Annotated in this window: 15 protein-coding genes; 4 read left to right on the forward strand and 11 right to left on the reverse strand. The window is 33.5% G+C overall.

From position 1 onward, the window contains the following. Positions 1–4: 4 nt before the first annotated feature. The 4 genes from KHA98_RS18700 to KHA98_RS18715 all read right to left on the reverse strand — a co-directional run bounded on the left by KHA98_RS18700 (position 5) and on the right by KHA98_RS18715 (position 1,951). Entirely contained in the window at positions 5–454 is a 450-nt protein-coding gene (locus tag KHA98_RS18700) for a response regulator (RefSeq protein ID WP_213259413.1), read from the reverse strand. A gap of 21 nt (positions 455–475) precedes the next feature. Next, a complete protein-coding gene (locus tag KHA98_RS18705) occupies positions 476–1,027 on the reverse strand; it encodes a helix-turn-helix domain-containing protein (RefSeq protein WP_213259414.1) in 552 nt (183 codons plus the stop codon). A gap of 157 nt (positions 1,028–1,184) precedes the next feature. After that, on the reverse strand, positions 1,185–1,370 hold the full coding sequence (locus tag KHA98_RS18710; RefSeq protein ID WP_213259415.1) for a CsbD family protein: 186 nt from the start codon (positions 1,368–1,370) through the stop codon (positions 1,185–1,187). Between the two features lie 107 nt (positions 1,371–1,477). Beyond that, a complete protein-coding gene (locus KHA98_RS18715; protein ID WP_213259416.1) occupies positions 1,478–1,951 on the reverse strand; it encodes a Dps family protein in 474 nt (157 codons plus the stop codon). Between the two features lie 207 nt (positions 1,952–2,158). Between KHA98_RS18715 and pyrF the strand changes: the two genes are divergently transcribed. The 3 genes from pyrF to KHA98_RS18730 all read left to right on the forward strand — a co-directional run bounded on the left by pyrF (position 2,159) and on the right by KHA98_RS18730 (position 6,073). Beyond that, on the forward strand, positions 2,159–2,986 hold the full coding sequence (gene pyrF, locus KHA98_RS18720; RefSeq protein WP_213259417.1) for an orotidine-5'-phosphate decarboxylase: 828 nt from the start codon (positions 2,159–2,161) through the stop codon (positions 2,984–2,986). 198 nt (positions 2,987–3,184) lie between these two features. After that, on the forward strand, positions 3,185–3,985 hold the full coding sequence (locus KHA98_RS18725) for an ABC transporter substrate-binding protein (protein ID WP_213259418.1): 801 nt from the start codon (positions 3,185–3,187) through the stop codon (positions 3,983–3,985). Positions 3,986–4,579: 594 nt separating this feature from the next. After that, complete coding sequence (locus tag KHA98_RS18730; RefSeq protein WP_213259419.1) at positions 4,580–6,073, forward strand: catalase; 1,494 nt, start codon at positions 4,580–4,582, stop codon at positions 6,071–6,073. A gap of 305 nt (positions 6,074–6,378) precedes the next feature. On the opposite strand, the gene purU is transcribed toward KHA98_RS18730, so the two are convergent. From purU to KHA98_RS18765, 7 genes are all read right to left on the reverse strand, one after another. Next, positions 6,379–7,233, reverse strand: coding sequence for a formyltetrahydrofolate deformylase (gene purU, locus KHA98_RS18735; protein WP_213259420.1), 855 nt, complete (start codon positions 7,231–7,233; stop codon positions 6,379–6,381). Positions 7,234–7,407: 174 nt separating this feature from the next. Beyond that, entirely contained in the window at positions 7,408–8,127 is a 720-nt protein-coding gene (locus KHA98_RS18740; protein ID WP_213259421.1) for a DUF4197 domain-containing protein, read from the reverse strand. Positions 8,128–8,397: 270 nt separating this feature from the next. Further along, a complete protein-coding gene (locus tag KHA98_RS18745; RefSeq protein ID WP_213259422.1) occupies positions 8,398–9,657 on the reverse strand; it encodes a hypothetical protein in 1,260 nt (419 codons plus the stop codon). Between the two features lie 198 nt (positions 9,658–9,855). After that, positions 9,856–10,419 carry a hypothetical protein gene (locus KHA98_RS18750; RefSeq protein WP_213259423.1) on the reverse strand — a complete coding sequence of 188 codons (564 nt, stop codon included), beginning with the start codon at positions 10,417–10,419 and terminating at the stop codon, positions 9,856–9,858. 31 nt (positions 10,420–10,450) lie between these two features. Continuing rightward, a complete protein-coding gene (locus tag KHA98_RS18755) occupies positions 10,451–10,873 on the reverse strand; it encodes a cytochrome c oxidase assembly factor Coa1 family protein (RefSeq protein ID WP_213259424.1) in 423 nt (140 codons plus the stop codon). Between the two features lie 66 nt (positions 10,874–10,939). Further along, positions 10,940–11,308, reverse strand: coding sequence for a hypothetical protein (locus tag KHA98_RS18760; protein WP_213259425.1), 369 nt, complete (start codon positions 11,306–11,308; stop codon positions 10,940–10,942). Positions 11,309–11,492: 184 nt separating this feature from the next. Further along, positions 11,493–13,058 carry a L,D-transpeptidase family protein gene (locus tag KHA98_RS18765; protein ID WP_213259426.1) on the reverse strand — a complete coding sequence of 522 codons (1,566 nt, stop codon included), beginning with the start codon at positions 13,056–13,058 and terminating at the stop codon, positions 11,493–11,495. A gap of 298 nt (positions 13,059–13,356) precedes the next feature. Here KHA98_RS18765 and KHA98_RS18770 point away from each other — a divergent pair, with 298 nt between their 5' ends. Then, positions 13,357–16,797: a methylmalonyl-CoA mutase family protein gene (locus KHA98_RS18770; RefSeq protein WP_213259427.1), complete on the forward strand. Its 3,441-nt coding sequence runs from the start codon at positions 13,357–13,359 to the stop codon at positions 16,795–16,797. Positions 16,798–16,943 lie beyond the last annotated feature (146 nt).

Below are 16,943 nucleotides of genomic sequence, written 5' to 3' on the forward strand. Positions count from 1 at the left end.
ATTGTTATTTGAGTCGCAGCAGAAAATTATCACGATTTAACCCGGAGGTATGATAGTGCCAGTTTACGGTTACAACTTCATTAATTAATTTTTTGAGTGTATTAAAATCACTTGGTTTTTTGATATAAATATTTGCGCCCTGAATAAAAGTATCTTCAATATCTTCCTCAGATGACGAAGTAGAGTAGATGGCGATAATGATGTCTTTAAGACGTTCCGATTTTTTTATTTCAATCAAACACTCTTTACCCGTTTTCTTTGGCATATTTAAATCCAGAAACAAAATATCGGGAAGCTTGTTTTCAGGGTCATTTAAATGATCCATTAATTGCATTCCGTCATGAACAAAATTTACATTAGTCTGTATTTTAATTTCTTCGAATGCGTCCTTAAAAAAAAGACGATCATCTTCATCATCATCAGCTAATAAAATATATAATGCGTTTTTTTGCATTTTAGTGTGGTATTTGGGTTTTTATTTTAAATTTTCTCTTCGTTTCTTAATTATTCGCTGAAAAGCCGAAGGCGTAATTCCAGTTGTATTTTTAAATTGCGTACTTAAATGGGCAACACTCGAATAATTGAGTAAAAAAGCAATCTCAGTCAAACTCATTTCATTAATAATAATTAATTGTTTGGCTCTTTCAATTTTCTGTAAAATAATGAAATTTTCAATAGAAGAATAGGTTACTTCCGAAAAAACATTGGACAAATAACCGTAACTGTGATTTAGTTTTTCAGCTAAAAAAACGGAACTTTTGTAATTATTATTGTCCTCCATAAAAACAAGTTCAATAATTGCATCCTTAATTTTTTGTACTAAAACACTTTTTTGATTTTCAACAATCTCAAAACCACAAGGGCTTAGTTTATTTTTTAAAGCTTCCATGGCATCAGCATCAAGATTATCATTAATCTCAATTTCGCCAAATCCCAGACTAGTAAAATTTACATTATGCTGATCGAGATTGTGTTTTAAGAAAAGTGAACAAATGGTATTGATATCAAACTTTATAAATAGTTTCATTTTATAGAAATTTTGTTAAAGATACTTAATTTATTTTTGGTCTTGTGTTGAACGTTTATCTGAAATCGTGAAACAGTAAAAAAGAAATAAAATTTTCAAAAAAATACCGTCTAATATTTTGTTACTAGACGGTATCTCGGAGTGAGTTGGAAGGTTTTTACAAATCTGATAGGATCTGATGAAATTCTTCTTTGGTTTTACCCAGTTTCTGCTGAAGTCTTCCGTACATCTCGTCTTCTTTTCCTTCAACAAACATCAAATCATCATCTGTCAGCGTTGCGTATTTTTGTTTTAATTTTCCTTTTAGCTCATTCCAGTTTCCTTTTATCTCGGTCGTATTCATGATCATTTCTGTTTGTAGGTTATTGTATTGTAAAATTGCGAATTCTATCCCGAAAACTTGTTACATGAATTTTGTTTAAATTTTCATAATTCGCATTTCTTCTTTTTTTAAACTTGGTAACGTCGTAAGATCCAGGCCATTTTTTCATGTTCCTGTAGTAAACCTGTTACAAAATCGGCAGAACCGGCATCGTTTGTTTCATTCTCAAAAACCGGAATGTAATTTCTAAACTCAATTATCAGTTGTTCGTGGTTTTCCAGTAATTCTTCTAGCATGTGCTTTTGTGAAGCATATTCTTTTGGCGATTCTTTCAGTGTCGAGTTTTCGATAAACTCCTTCATGGTTCCAATTGTTTTTTCGCCAAGCTGACTTATTCTCTCTGCAACTTCGTCAATTTGTGCTTCCAAAATGCGGTATTGCTCTTCAAACAATTTATGAAGTTCCATAAAACTGTTTCCTGAAATGTTCCAGTGAAATTTTCTGGTTTTTACATAAAGTGTCATTTCGTTTGATAAAATCGTGGCTAATATACTTGTACTTTGTTTTAAATTTTTTGTTGATATTCCAATATTTGGGCTCATAATTGTTTGATTTTTTGGGTTCAATTCAAAATTAGAAAACAGCGACTCGTTTTATCTTACACAATTAATTGAAGATCTTATAGAATTTAATGTTAATTAGATAATTAGATAATTCTGGAAGCGCTAAACATGAAACATGAAACCTGAAACTTCCCTCCTGAAACAAAAAATATATTTTGTAATTTTACCGCACTATTAAAATACAATATGACAACACAACAACTACACGAACAAATTCTTCAAAAAAAATCATTTTTATGCGTTGGCTTAGATCCTGATCTTACTAAAATGCCGCCACATTTATTAGAAACCGAAGATCCAATCTTCGAATTCAATAAAGCGATAATTGATGCAACGCATTATTTAACAGTTGGATACAAACCAAATACGGCATTTTTTGAAGCGTATGGCATAAAAGGATGGATGTCTTTGCAAAAGACAATTAATTACATCAACGAAAACTATCCTGAAATGTTCACGATTGCCGATGCAAAACGTGGTGATATCGGAAATACTTCAAGTATGTATGCAAAAGCGTTTTTTGAAGATTTAAATTTTGATAGTGTTACTGTTGCTCCATATATGGGGAAAGATTCTGTAGAACCATTTTTGGCTTTCGAAAATAAACATACCATAATGCTGGCTTTAACTTCAAACGAAGGCGCCTTTGATTTCCAGACGTTAACTACAAACGGAAAAGAGCTTTATAAACAAGTTTTGGAAACATCTAAAACATGGAAAAACAGCGAAAACTTAATGTATGTTGTGGGTGCTACAAAAGCAGAATATTTTGCTGATATCAGAAAAATTGTTCCGGATAGTTTTTTACTGGTTCCGGGAATTGGAGCTCAGGGCGGAAGCTTGTCTGAAGTGTGTAAGTACGGAATGAATGATAAAATTGGTCTTTTGGTAAATTCCGCCAGAGCAATTATATATGCATCAAAAGGAACTGATTTTGCTGAAAAAGCAAGAGAAGAAGCTTTGAAAGTGCAACAGGAAATGGAACAGATTATTAGTTTAAAGTTTCAGGTTTAAAATTGTTTGCCACGAATTTCACGAATTACGCTAATTATTTCACGCAGATTTGAAATGATTTCAGCTGATTAGTGCAGATTTTTTTAATCTATGTTAATCCTTTAATCTGTGATAAAAGAGCCAGTAACTTATTTCCAGGAAATTTAAATTGGTGGAAATTGGTGAAATTCGTGGCGAAAAACCTTTTCAATTAAAAGCATGAAACAACTACAAGATCAATTAGGTACTTTGCATTCTTTTGAGAAAACTCCAAAACGCATTATTTCGCTGGTTCCTTCGCAAACCGAATTATTATATGATTTAGGTCTGGAAGATAAGATTATCGGAATAACGAAGTTTTGTGTGCATCCGTTTCATTTAAAATCGACTAAAAAGAGTGTTGGCGGAACCAAGAAAATTCACTTCGAAAAAATAAAGCTTTTAGAGCCGGATATTATCATTTGCAATAAAGAAGAAAATACAGTAGAAATTGTTGAACAGTTAAGTACAATTTGTCCGGTTTGGGTTACGAATATTGTTTCTATTGAAGATAACTTTCAGATGATTTCAGACTTCGGACAATTATTCAACTGTAGAACCGAAGCCCAAAAGTGGAATGATAAATTGGCTTTCGCTTTAAGCGATTTCAAAAAACACATTCAGGATTTTGAAGTAAAAAAAGCAGCTTACTTTATCTGGAAGAATCCATACATGGTTGCGGGAAATGATACCTATATAAATGAGTTATTAAAACTGAATCATTTTAAAAATATTTACGAAGATAAAGGTCGCTATCCGGAAATTGAACTCAAAAAAATGCGTTTAGAAGGCGATCCTGATCTTGTTTTCCTTTCTTCAGAACCTTATCCGTTTAAAGAAGAAGATGCGTTCGAAATTGGTAGATTTACCCATCATGCCAAAACCGTATTTGTAGACGGAGAAATATTCTCCTGGCACGGGAGTAGATTATTAAAGGCTTTTCCTTATTTTAAATTACTACATGAAAGACTTAAGAGTTAGTTTTTTTGTTTCAGGTTTCAAGTTTCAAGTTTGATTTATAGTACGTTGTTTTAACCGCAAAGCACGCTTAGGTTTACGCAAAGTTCGCAAAGTTTTATTTATAAAGCTTTGCGAACTTTGCGCTTTCTACCAGGTGTTATTGTGAAAAAAACTTTGCGTGCTTTGCAGTTAATTATGCTCAAAGTAAAGCAACTTGAAACTTTAAACCTGAAACAAAAATAAATGTAAACTTTGCGATTAATTATGCTCGAAGTAAAGCAAACCTGAAACTTGAAACCTGAAACAAAAAGAACAAAATACTAAAAAAAAAGAATGCCGGCATCTCGAAGACGCCGGCATCATTTAACTAACCAAAACCAAAATAATAAATAACCAGTTTATTACATTACAAATGTCCGACATATATGGAAGTATTGCTGTTAAGGTTTTGTTATTACTTTGTTGACCATAAGTTAAGATTTGTCAAATCGCCTTTTTGAGCTTTCTGCAACGTTAAATAATTTTTAGCTATTAAAATATAATAACAATCAATTTTGTTTATTAATATGATAAAGATAAGTTTGTATATTTGATAAAACATTAAATATCAGCAATATGGAATCAAACAAAAAATTAACAACTGCAACAGGAACTCCAGTTCCGGACAATCAAAACATTCAAACAGCTGGCCCTCGCGGACCTGTTTTATTACAAGATTTTTGGTTTTTAGAAAAGATGGCGCATTTTGACCGTGAAGTAATTCCGGAAAGAAGAATGCATGCTAAAGGTTCTGGTGCGTACGGAACTTTTACAGTCACTCATGATATAAAAAAATATACCAAAGCAGATATTTTTTCGGAAATTGGTAAGAAAACCGAAATGTTTGTACGTTTTTCAACCGTTGCCGGAGAAAGAGGCGCTGCAGATGCAGAAAGAGATATTCGTGGGTTTGCCATGAAATTCTATACTAACGAAGGAAATTGGGATTTGGTAGGAAATAATACTCCGGTATTCTTTTTCCGTGACCCAATGAAATTTCCTGATTTGAACCATGCCGTAAAACGTGATCCAAAAACCAATTTAAGAAGTGCTGATAACAATTGGGATTTTTGGACATTATTGCCCGAAGCATTACATCAGGTAACTATTGTAATGAGTGACAGAGGTATTCCGAAAACTTACCGACAAATGCACGGTTTCGGAAGTCATACATTTAGTTTTATTAATGCTCAAAATGAAAGACATTGGGTAAAATTCCATTTGGTTTCACAACAGGGAATCGAAAATTTATCTGATGAAGAAGCTGCTAAATTAGTAGGAGGAGACAGAGAAAGTCACCAAAGAGATTTATTTAATGCGATTGAAGAAGGTAATTTCCCAAAATGGAAAATGTTTGTTCAGATCATGTCAGAAGAACAGGCTAAAACGTATCGTTTCCATCCTTTCGATTTAACTAAAGTTTGGTTAAAAGGCGATTTTCCACTAATTCCTGTTGGAGAATTTGAATTGAATAAAAATCCTGAAAACTATTTCGCAGAAGTAGAACAAGCTGCGTTTAACCCGGCTCATGTTCCTCCCGGAATTGGTTTTTCACCAGATAAAATGCTTCAGGGACGTTTGTTCTCTTACGGAGATGCTCACCGTTACCGTTTAGGAGTAAACAATTATCAAATTCCGGTAAACTCTGCAAGATGTCCATATAACAGTTTCCACAGAGACGGAGCAATGCGTGTTGACGGAAATTATGGAGGAAGAAAACACTACGAACCAAATAGTTTTGGAGAATGGCAGGATCAACCGGAAACAAAAGAACCACCATTGGCAATTTACGGAGATGCGTATGCGCATAATTTTAGAGAAGACGATAGTGATTACTTTACACAACCGGGATTGTTGTTCCGTTTATTAACTGACGAGAAGAAACAACTTTTGTTTAAAAATACCGCCGGACAAGTAGGAGGAGCTCAGAAATTTATTCAGGTACGTCACATTAGAAATTGCTATCAGGCTGATCCTGCGTATGGAGAAGGAGTTGCAAATGCTCTGGGACTGACAATGGATGAGGTAAATAGCTTTGATGATCCTAGATTGGCAATTAGAGCGAGATAGGTTTTTTTTTAAGTTGCTAAGGTTCTAAGGTTCTGAGATGCTAAGATTTTATGCTCAAAGCTTTACAGATTAATAAAAGTAAACCCTACAGGTTTTAAAACCTGTAGGGTTTGTTGTTTTAAGAAAACAACTCATTCCGTAGGAATGTTTGATCGGTAGAAAATTGAATTTGAATTACGGATAGACGTTCCATAGGAACGTTTGATAATGATCGCAAATGAATAAACCCGACAGGTTTTTAAAACCTGTCGGGTTTATCAATAAGAGAAAACGTAGAATCTTAGTACCTTAGAACCTCAGAACCTTTATGAAAAAACCACCGTCTTATTACTATACACCATTGTTTTTCGTTCAGAATGCAGTTTAATGGCTCTGGCTAAAACAATACGCTCCAGGTCACGGCCTTTCATGATGAAATCTTCAACAGAATGAATATGCGAAACCCTTGCAATATCTTGTTCAATAATTGGTCCTTCGTCTAATTCTTCGGTAACGTAGTGGCTTGTGGCACCAATGATTTTTACTCCTCGTTTAAAAGCCGAATGATAAGGTTTTGCACCCGGAAATGCAGGCAAAAACGAATGATGAATATTAATGATTCTATTCTGGTAAAGACTAATTAAATTTGGTGTAATGATTTGCATATAGCGCGCCAGAACAATAAAATTGATGTCATATTTTTTTAATAACTCAACTTGTTTGGCTTCGCCTTCTTCTTTATTGTCTTTTGTAAAAGGAACACAGTGATATGGAATGTTAAAACGTTCTGCAACACCTCTTAAATCATTATGATTGCTTATAATAACCGGAATTTCAACATTTAGTTCTCCGGCACTATAGCGACCCAAAATATCAAATAAACAGTGATCGTACTTAGATACAAACAAAGCCATTTTTGGTTTTTGTTCCTGATTGTATAAATTCCAGGACATACCAAAATCAGTTGCGATGGTTTGATCAAAATCAGCTTTTAATCCGTCAATTGTAGTTTTCGGATTGGTTAGTTCACATTCCAATCGCATAAAAAATACATTTTGCTCCACATCAACATGCTGATCAATGTAAGTAATATTTCCTTCTACTTTAGCAATAAAAGTAGTCACTGCGGCAATAATTCCTTTTTGATCCTTACAGTGAATTAATATGGTAATTTTTTGCATTTTTCTTCTTTTTTTGGTTTTAAAAAGTTGCCACTAATTTCGCAAATCTACACGAATTTAATTTGTGGAAATTAGTGAAATTTGTGGCAAAAAATCTTCATATGGTTAATCTGCTTAATCGTCAAGACACAAGTTTTAAGATCTTAGTACCTCAGAACCTGTACAACTAAAAATCTATTTTCCATCCTGCATTGCAAAAACACTTTTCAATAAAGGCGTTGTTCTTGCGCTGATGTTGTTACGGATATCTTTTTCTTCAACAGCAATCATTTTAAAAACACCAGTTAAAGCCTGATTGGTTGTGTAATCAGTCAAATCCGGGTTTACTTTTTTAACCAACGGGATGGTGTTGTATTTATTAATAATTTTTGTCCAGACTACATCGGCACCCACTTTTGCGAACGAATTTTTAATCACCGGATTAAATTTTCCGTATAAAGCAGTTGTCGTACTATTTTGTAAATAGCTTGTTGCTGCACTGTCATTTCCTAATAAAATATTTTTAGCGTCAGTAAACGACATATTCTTTACTGCCGATACAAATATTGGAGTTGCTTCTTTTACTGCATCTTCGGCAGCACGATTTAGCATTTTAACGCCTTCGTCTGCAAGCGAACTCAAACCAACTTTTCTTAAAGTAGCATCTACTTTTTGTAATTCTGCAGGCATTAAAATTTTTACAGCTTCATTTTTGTAAAAACCGTCTACCGCAGTTAATTTACTCACTTGTTGTGTAATTCCTTTATTTAAAGCTTCTTTTAATCCGGCCGAAATATCAACGCCGCCCACTCCGGGAATCTGAGACGCGATTTGTGGTAACTGATTTAATGTTTGTTGCATTTCTGCACAACAAGTAAGCGAAAACATAAGGGCTAATAGTAAAATCTTTTTCATTTGGGGGTTTTATTTAAGTTTCAAAAATACTACTTATTCAAAAACAACGCCACAATTTTATTTAAGGAGCAGAAAGATTTTGTTTCATAATTAACATTGGTCCCGCTATACACTTCAATCTTTTGCTAAAAAAAGCAAAAGGATTTCCATTGCTATCGGGGCTAAACCACAATATTTCTGTTTTTCAGGTAATTAACGGGGTTGTTAAATAAAAAAAGAGATTCAACATAATTGAATCTCTTTTAGTTTTTTGCAGAAAAGCGGTGTAAATTATTTTTTTATTTCAAATTTACCATCTTTCTCACAGTATATTTCTTTTGCATTTGATTCGTATTTTTTAAAACATGAATCGGCAGTTTTTTCTACCAGAATAAAAGCATTGTTATAAGAGATAAATCTCAATTCAAGACCTTTATCAGTTACAATAGTAGTTTTCGCATCAACAACCACAAAATCAACTTCACCGTTATCTTTATAAAGCCAAACCCTAGATTGCGTAGGATCATTTGATTTTAAAATGCTTCCTTCTTCACGATTAGCAAAACGATCTGTTTTTAATTTTCCTGTAAGTGTGTTTCCGTTTTGAGTAACACTTCCATTAATGTAAATATAATAAGCAGAATCGAATGTTGGGTTTTCAACTTTAGCCGGGAAATCCTTTTGATTTACTACTGTCAAACTCGTAATATTAGCTTTTGCTTCATCTGGCCACATACTCATCATTCCAGCACCTTGTTTTGCTGTTTCAAGATATTCTAATGCTTTATCAAAATTTAAAGCAAACATTTCTGTTAAAGCCAAATTCAAGTAAATAACTTTATTGTACTCTTTTGGTTTTAATTTTTTGTATTCCTTACCTACATAACCTAAATAGAATTTTTCTAAATCAGTTAAATAAGACTGATCTAAAGAATTAGTTGCTATTTTGTTTAAGAACTCATCTGTTTTGGTATTAAATTCTGCCAGTTCAGGAAATTCCTCTACTTTTTCAAATAAACCATAATTTAAAGCAAATTCTTTTTCGTTTTCTAATATGTTATTAAGCTTAAGGTAATTATAGCCTATATTGTTCAAATCATTTGCTAAATTTTGAGTTGGTTTAACGTTGGTATAAGTAGGCGAATATAATTTTGCATTTAACCCTGAATCATATATAATTTCATTGTTTTTGCCTAACACTAAATATTTAAAATCTCCAGCTAAAAGGTAAGTTCCATTATCAGCTCTTTTATAAGCTGGCCCTTTAAACCCCATTAAAACTCTTACATCCGGATTTGCAGCATCTTTTTTACTGTAATCTTCAATAGTGTTTTTTGTAACATTTTGTTCAAAAGTCTTGGTGTTTTTGTCGGCAAAACTTGCTTCCCAGGTATCATCACCCTGAATGATAATGTTGTACGTTTTGATGTTTTTGAAAAAATCTGATTTCGGAATGCTAATCTTAACTTTCTTCTTGTTTGTATCAGTTTTTTGTGCAAAAGAAGTACTGCTAAGTGCAATCGCTAATAGGAGTAATGTAATTTTTCTCATAAATTTATTTTTGCCAAAAATATCCAAATTACAATTAAAAATACAAGTAAAAGGATGAATTTATTGTAAAAAAAATAGTTTCATAACACCATAAAAACGGCAGTTTGAAACTATTTTTAATATTCTGATTTTAAAGGCAAACTGTTTTAGAAAAAAGATTTAAAAGCTTTCAAAAATATACTTTTAATAAATTTTCATTTACGGCCACGACATTCGTATAGTATAATCCCAATATGTTTTACTGGATAAGTAGGTAGGTTTCTTTTCTTTTATTAAGATGTTATTCTGATCAAATAATTTTACTCTGATGATTTTTTCGTTACTGTCATCTTTCATATTGATGTTTCCTTCGGCGGCATCAATCAATTTCTTTTTTTTAAGATATAAGTCTGGTTTTTCAATTATGTATTCGGTAGCAGCTTCTCCGTTTAGTTTTATAGTACAGCCAATAAGTTTTCCGTTACTATCAAGTGATTCAATTCTTTTCAGATTATCTTTCTCATAATAATACAATTCAAAAGCAATGTTGCAAAGTCCGGGTTTTACATTATGATTAAATAATCGAAAACGGAGCACTTGTTTTTTTGCGTTTGTAAATTCGATAAAGCCAGTTCCTTTTGCGTCAACGTTTTTATATAAGACGACCGCTGGTTTTGAAAATGATGTGATTCTGTTTGTAAATGTATTATAGTTATCATGGCTTTGTGCTGCCAGAAATAAGCTTTGAAAAAACAAAAAACAGGAAAAAGTAAATAATCTCATGTATACTATTTTATGATCGATTCGGTGAGAATTACTTCTGCAATAAATCTATTTCTTCCTGAGTTTTTTCAATATACACCTTCATTTCGTTGTATTTCCATTTTCCTCTTTTTTCGGCAACAACAAACAATGTAGCTTTTCCTTTAGGACCTTTCAGCGGAATTTCAAGATTACAATCTCCCGAATTATTGGAGGTACTTATGCTGCCGGAAACTACTCCGTCAGTTTCAATTGGGTTTCCAAGTTTTTCGATCAGAATTGTGTTGTGCTTAACCGCAATCATAGATTCCTTAAAAACATCAGAGTTTTCCATCATTGAGGTAACGCCAAAAAATATTCCGGCTATAAACAATCCAAAAAGTACAAGCAGGCTTAAACATCCGGTTGGAACAAACCATTTCCAGTTTCTGTCCCACCAGCTTTTTCTTTGAATCAATTCGTTCGAATCTTCCATATTTATTTTTTTAGTAAGCTAAAATATGGAATTTAATGCAATTTGGTTTACAAATTTAATTTTAGATTATACTTGTTGTAAACAGCTTAAATCATAAAAATCGTATGCATCTGCATTATAGGTCGGATTGTTTTTATTTAAAGATTCTAACATCGTAAATGTATAATCTTTTCCGCCTCTTAGTAAGAAGTAAAATGATTTGATAATATAAAGTGGCGCAAGAGGAAACACACGCAAACTTAGCGTGAAATTGGTAAAAAAATGTTTTAATGCGTATTTTATTGGTCTTTCTTCCGGACGTACGAAGTATACATTTGAAGTTTTAATTTTATTAACCACACCTTTTAAGTAAGGGAATTTTACAAATTTTCCGCCTTGCTGAATTAAAACATTAATTTCAAAAATAGTAAGTCCGTCTATGTTATTTGTTTTCATTTTGATTTTATTTTTAAGATTATAAATAGTGGTATTAAATACAATGCAAATTTCAGGCAGTTTTTATTTTTAAATAAGACATAAAGGATTTAAAATTAATAATTTAAGGTATTTTTTAGTTTTGATAAAAAAAAATCGGAAGCCTAATAAATAAGCTTCCGATTAGATTAATTCAGACTTTAAATTAATTTGCCACTATAGGTTCCTGAGGAGAAGGTAAAACATTAAGTTCATTATCTTTCTCGTAAATATCCTGATAAAAACCAATTTCGCCCTTATCATTTACCCAAGAGGTAAAATAGGTAATATAGATTGGAACTTTTTTAGATAGTTTAAAACTGTTTTCGGTTTTTCCCGCCATTGCTTTATCAATTTTTTCAGATGTCCATTCCGGATAATCTTTAAGCATGGCAATGGCTAATTCTTTGGCCATTTTTACATTTACACAACCATGACTAAAAGTTCTTTTTTCAAAATCAAATAAGGTTTTAGATGGCGTATCGTGCATGTAAATATCATCAGGATTTGGAAACATAAATTTTACAAGTCCCAAGGAGTTTTCTGGACCCGGTTTTTGTCTTACCTGACCGTTTACCATTTCCATATTATGATCGGCAAGATAATTGGGGTCGGCAGCGATTTTCAATTTCAATTCGTTATCTACAATACTTTGCGGCACGGTCCAGTAAGGGCTGAAAACAATTCGGTCGATCTCGGCATTAAAAATGGTTGTTTTGGTTAATGGTGATCCAACAAAAACACTTGATGTTAAAACCACTTTTCCGTTTTTGACATAATACAATTCATACGATGGAACATTTACCAAAACATACTCGTCGCTGTTTACAATCAATGACGAAATAGAACGACATCTTTCCATATTAAGCGTTAGTGTTTTTACTTTATCAGCAATCGGAATATTCATTTCTTTAATATGTTCTTCAGCAAGAATGTAGTTGGGTTTAAAACCATTACGCACTTTGTATTTCATTACAGCATCCATCAATTCGCGATCGTAGACATCGCTTTTTGAGTCGTGTTTTAAATCTCCCAATAAATACAAACGCGTTCTAACTTGAGAAATAGTATTTGAAACCGCATCCGGACGTAACTCTTTATACGGAGTTTCGGTTACAATTGGTTTCCATTTATTAGATCGGTCTAATTTTTTATATTGTTTTAAAACGCCTTGTAATTTATAATATTGGTCAAAAAGGTCTTTATCATCTTTTACGGTTGTTGCAGACGCTTCTTCAATCGTGCTGTAATTCAGAAAATCTTTCAGCATCGCATCATAAGACAATTTTTTAGAATCTGAATTGCTTTTTTTGGTATATACAATATATAAGGAACTCAAAAGCATATCAGCATCCGTTTTAGAAAGTTTGGTTTCTGAGGAATCAAAAAGCTGGTCAATTTCTTTTTGATACGGAATAGTCAGATTATCTGTTTTTTTTGCTTTTTCGTATAGAACAGAAGCAAATTCGTTAATCTGGCCTTCATCATACCAAATTGTTCCAAACGATCTGCTTTTATATAATGACAACACATCAGATTTGTATTTTTTTAGATCAGAATATCTTCTGAAGAAGTCATTTAAAATTGTGTTGCTAACTTTAGTTTCTGAATCATTAAAATTTGCAAATGCATTTTTTGTAATTAAAGTCTTTTTATCGCTTTCGTTCTTCTCAAAAGAAACCATTGTAAAGCTAAGAACCAAAATTATACTTAGGGAATATAGAGTTTTCATTTTCATTTTAATTTTTACGTTACTACTTTTAGATTGGAGCGTTTTGGTAAAAATTTGGGGTTTTTCTACAATGCTAAATTACTATCAGAAACAGCAAAAAGTGTTTCCAGATTTTGTCTAAATGTTGCGAAATTGCCATGTCTTTAAGGTTTCTTTAACTTAGATCAATTTGTTTCAGAATTTGTTGCTTCGGGTTGCTAAAAAAACATTTCATTTTTTTGTTAACATAAAGCTATTACGATGATCAAATATTAAAAAATTTTGTAAATTGCCCTCCTAAAATTATCATATTCATAAAATGGAACAACAAATACCATATATTCCTAAAAATAAAGTAAGAATTGTCACAGCTGCTTCACTTTTTGACGGACATGATGCCGCAATTAATATTATGCGCCGTATTATTCAGTCAACAGGAGTCGAGGTAATTCACCTTGGGCATGACCGTAGTGTAGAAGAAGTGGTAAATACCGCGATACAGGAAGATGCCAATGCTATTGCTATGACATCGTACCAGGGCGGGCACAATGAATACTTTAAATATATGTATGATTTGCTACGCGAAAAAGGAGCGGGGCATATCAAGATTTTTGGTGGAGGAGGCGGAGTAATTCTGCCAAGCGAAATATCAGAATTACACGAATATGGTATTACCAGAATTTATTCTCCGGATGATGGACGTTCTTTAGGTCTTCAGGGAATGATTAATGATTTGGTTCAAAGAGCCGATTTCCCAATTGGAGATCAGTTAAACGGAGAAATCGATCATATCGAAAATAAAATTCCAACAGCAATTGCACGTTTAATTTCGGCGGCAGAAAACTTCCCTGAAATTGCAAAACCTGTTTTTGATAAAATTCACGAAAGCAACGCTACGTCTAAAATTCCGGTTTTGGGAATTACAGGAACGGGCGGAGCAGGAAAATCTTCTTTGGTTGACGAATTGGTTCGTCGCTTTTTAATTGATTTCCCGGAAAAAACAATCGGATTAATTTCTGTCGATCCTTCAAAAAGAAAAACCGGAGGCGCACTTTTAGGAGACAGAATCCGTATGAATGCCATAAATAATCCTCGTGTATATATGCGCTCGCTGGCAACACGTCAGTCAAATTTGGCTTTATCTAAATATGTAGCCGAAGCGATTCAGGTTCTAAAAGCCGCAAAATACGATTTGATTATTTTGGAAACTTCAGGAATTGGTCAGTCTGATACTGAAATTATGGATCATTCTGATGTTTCTTTATATGTAATGACACCAGAATTTGGAGCTGCAACACAATTGGAGAAAATCGACATGCTTGATTTTGCCGATTTAGTAGCTTTAAATAAATTTGATAAACGCGGTGCGCTTGATGCGATTCGTGATGTAAAAAAACAATATCAGCGCAACCATAATTTATGGGATAAAAACCCTGATGAAATGCCGGTTTTCGGAACGATTGCTTCGCAGTTTAACGATCCAGGAATGAACACGCTTTATAAAGCGATTATGGATAAAGTGGTAGAAAAAACGGCTTCAGATTTGAAATCGACTTTTGAAATCACTAAGGAAATGAGCGAGAAAATCTTCGTGATTCCGCCCCACAGAACACGTTATTTATCTGAAATTGCAGAAAATAACAGAAGTTATGATGAAATGGCAATTTCGCAGCAAAAAGTAGCGCAGAAATTATACGGAATTTTCAAAACCATAGAATCGGTTTCCGGAAAAGTTCCACAAATTACAAAAGCAGGAATTGACGATTCTACAGTGTTGCCAGGCGGAATCGCTGAACACGATGAAAACAGAATATTCCTAAACCTTTTACTAAATCAATTCGATAAAGTAAAAATGGATTTAGATCCTTACAATTGGGAAATTATCCTGAATTGGGATGAAAAAGTTGCCAAATATAAAAATCCGGTTTATAGCTTTAAGGTTCGTGATAAAGAAATTAAAATCGCGACACATTCTGAAAGTTTATCGCATTTACAAATCCCAAAAATTGCTTTGCCTAAATATGAAGGCTGGGGCGATATCCTGCGTTGGAATCTACAGGAAAATGTTCCCGGAGAATTTCCTTTCGCATCTGGATTGTATCCGTTTAAGCGTGAAGGCGAAGATCCGTCGAGAATGTTTGCGGGCGAGGGCGGACCAGAAAGAACCAACAAACGTTTTCATTATGTAAGTGCTGGAATGCCGGCAAAACGTCTTTCGACAGCTTTTGACAGTGTAACTTTGTACGGAAACGATCCAGATTTGCGTCCGGATATTTACGGAAAAATTGGAAATGCAGGAGTTTCGATTTGTTGTCTTGACGATGCTAAAAAACTATATTCAGGTTTCGATTTAGTTCATGCTTTGACTTCGGTAAGTATGACGATTAATGGGCCTGCGCCAATGTTGTTAGGTTTCTTTATGAATGCGGCAATCGATCAACAATGCGAATTGTACATCAAAGCCAATGATTTAGAAAAAGAAGTTGAGGCTAAAATCAACAAAATATATAAGGAAAAAGGAATCGAAAGACCAAAATACCAAGGCGATTTGCCAGACGGAAATAATGGTTTAGGATTAATGCTTTTGGGTGTTACCGGAGATCAGGTTTTACCTTTGGAAGTTTATAACGAAATAAAAGTAAAAACGTTATCACAAGTTCGTGGAACGGTTCAGGCGGATATTTTAAAAGAAGATCAGGCGCAAAATACCTGTATTTTCTCAACTGAATTTGCGTTGCGATTAATGGGTGACGTTCAGGAATATTTTATTACCAAAAACGTTCGTAATTTCTATTCGGTTTCGATTTCAGGATATCATATTGCCGAGGCGGGAGCAAACCCAATTACGCAATTGGCATTTACGCTTTCTAATGGTTTCACTTACGTGGAATATTATTTGAGCCGTGGAATGAACATCAATGATTTTGGACCAAACTTATCTTTCTTCTTCTCTAACGGAGTTGATCCGGAATATTCTGTAATTGGTCGTGTGGCACGTAAAATCTGGTCAAAAGCCCTGAAAAACAAATACGGAGCCAACGAAAGAGCACAAATGCTTAAATATCATATTCAGACCTCAGGACGTTCGTTGCACGCGCAGGAAATTGATTTTAACGATATCAGAACGACTTTACAGGCTTTGTATGCAATTTATGACAACTGTAATTCATTGCATACCAACGCTTACGACGAAGCAATTACAACACCAACAGAAGAATCTGTACGTCGTGCCATGGCGATTCAGTTGATTATTAATAAAGAATTAGGTCTAGCCAAAAACGAAAACCCAATTCAGGGTTCTTTCATTATCGAAGAATTGACTGATTTGGTTGAAGCAGCCGTTTTACAAGAATTCGACAGAATCACAGAAAGAGGCGGAGTTCTTGGTGCAATGGAAACGATGTACCAAAGATCTAAAATTCAGGAAGAAAGTTTGTATTACGAAACCCTAAAACACAACGGAGATTTCCCAATTGTGGGTGTAAATACTTTCCTGAGTTCAAAAGGTTCGCCAACGGTAATTCCGGCTGAGGTTATTCGTGCAACTGAAGAAGAAAAACAATATCAAATTACAATGCTCGACAACCTGCATAATTTCCACGAAGCAAAAGTAAATGAGCATTTAAATAAACTACAGGAAGCAGCAATTAAAAACGAAAACTTATTCGATTATTTAATGGAAGCGACAAAGGTTTGTTCTTTAGGTCAGATTACTTCGGCGTTGTTTGAAGTTGGCGGGCAGTATAGAAGGAATATGTAGGATTTAGTTTGTATAATTTTTTAAAAACGCATTTGGTTAATTTAACTAAATGCGTTTTTTATTTGAAAAAATATTCGATGCTACTTTAGAAGACTCTATCAAATTAAAGTTATATTTTCGTTTTTAGGAAAACCTTCAAAATCTAA

Origin of the sequence: Flavobacterium branchiicola (assembly GCF_018383905.1) — a bacterium.
Lineage (GTDB): Bacteria > Bacteroidota > Bacteroidia > Flavobacteriales > Flavobacteriaceae > Flavobacterium > Flavobacterium branchiicola.

Bases quoted from the DNA above. Each gene is read 5' to 3' on its own strand.
- KHA98_RS18745 (WP_213259422.1), bottom strand. From the start codon at position 9,657: ATGAGAAAAATTACATTACTCCTATTAGCGATTGCACTTAGCAGTACT.
- KHA98_RS18760 (WP_213259425.1), bottom strand. From the start codon at position 11,308: ATGAAAACAAATAACATAGACGGACTTACTATTTTTGAAATTAATGTT.
- KHA98_RS18700 (WP_213259413.1), bottom strand. From the start codon at position 454: ATGCAAAAAAACGCATTATATATTTTATTAGCTGATGATGATGAAGAT.
- pyrF (WP_213259417.1), top strand. From the start codon at position 2,159: ATGACAACACAACAACTACACGAACAAATTCTTCAAAAAAAATCATTT.
- KHA98_RS18755 (WP_213259424.1), bottom strand. From the start codon at position 10,873: ATGGAAGATTCGAACGAATTGATTCAAAGAAAAAGCTGGTGGGACAGA.
- KHA98_RS18770 (WP_213259427.1), top strand. From the start codon at position 13,357: ATGGAACAACAAATACCATATATTCCTAAAAATAAAGTAAGAATTGTC.
- KHA98_RS18765 (WP_213259426.1), bottom strand. From the start codon at position 13,058: ATGAAAACTCTATATTCCCTAAGTATAATTTTGGTTCTTAGCTTTACA.
- KHA98_RS18740 (WP_213259421.1), bottom strand. From the start codon at position 8,127: ATGAAAAAGATTTTACTATTAGCCCTTATGTTTTCGCTTACTTGTTGT.
- KHA98_RS18725 (WP_213259418.1), top strand. From the start codon at position 3,185: ATGAAACAACTACAAGATCAATTAGGTACTTTGCATTCTTTTGAGAAA.
- KHA98_RS18730 (WP_213259419.1), top strand. From the start codon at position 4,580: ATGGAATCAAACAAAAAATTAACAACTGCAACAGGAACTCCAGTTCCG.
- KHA98_RS18705 (WP_213259414.1), bottom strand. From the start codon at position 1,027: ATGAAACTATTTATAAAGTTTGATATCAATACCATTTGTTCACTTTTC.
- KHA98_RS18715 (WP_213259416.1), bottom strand. From the start codon at position 1,951: ATGAGCCCAAATATTGGAATATCAACAAAAAATTTAAAACAAAGTACA.
- purU (WP_213259420.1), bottom strand. From the start codon at position 7,233: ATGCAAAAAATTACCATATTAATTCACTGTAAGGATCAAAAAGGAATT.
- KHA98_RS18750 (WP_213259423.1), bottom strand. From the start codon at position 10,419: ATGAGATTATTTACTTTTTCCTGTTTTTTGTTTTTTCAAAGCTTATTT.
- KHA98_RS18710 (WP_213259415.1), bottom strand. From the start codon at position 1,370: ATGAATACGACCGAGATAAAAGGAAACTGGAATGAGCTAAAAGGAAAA.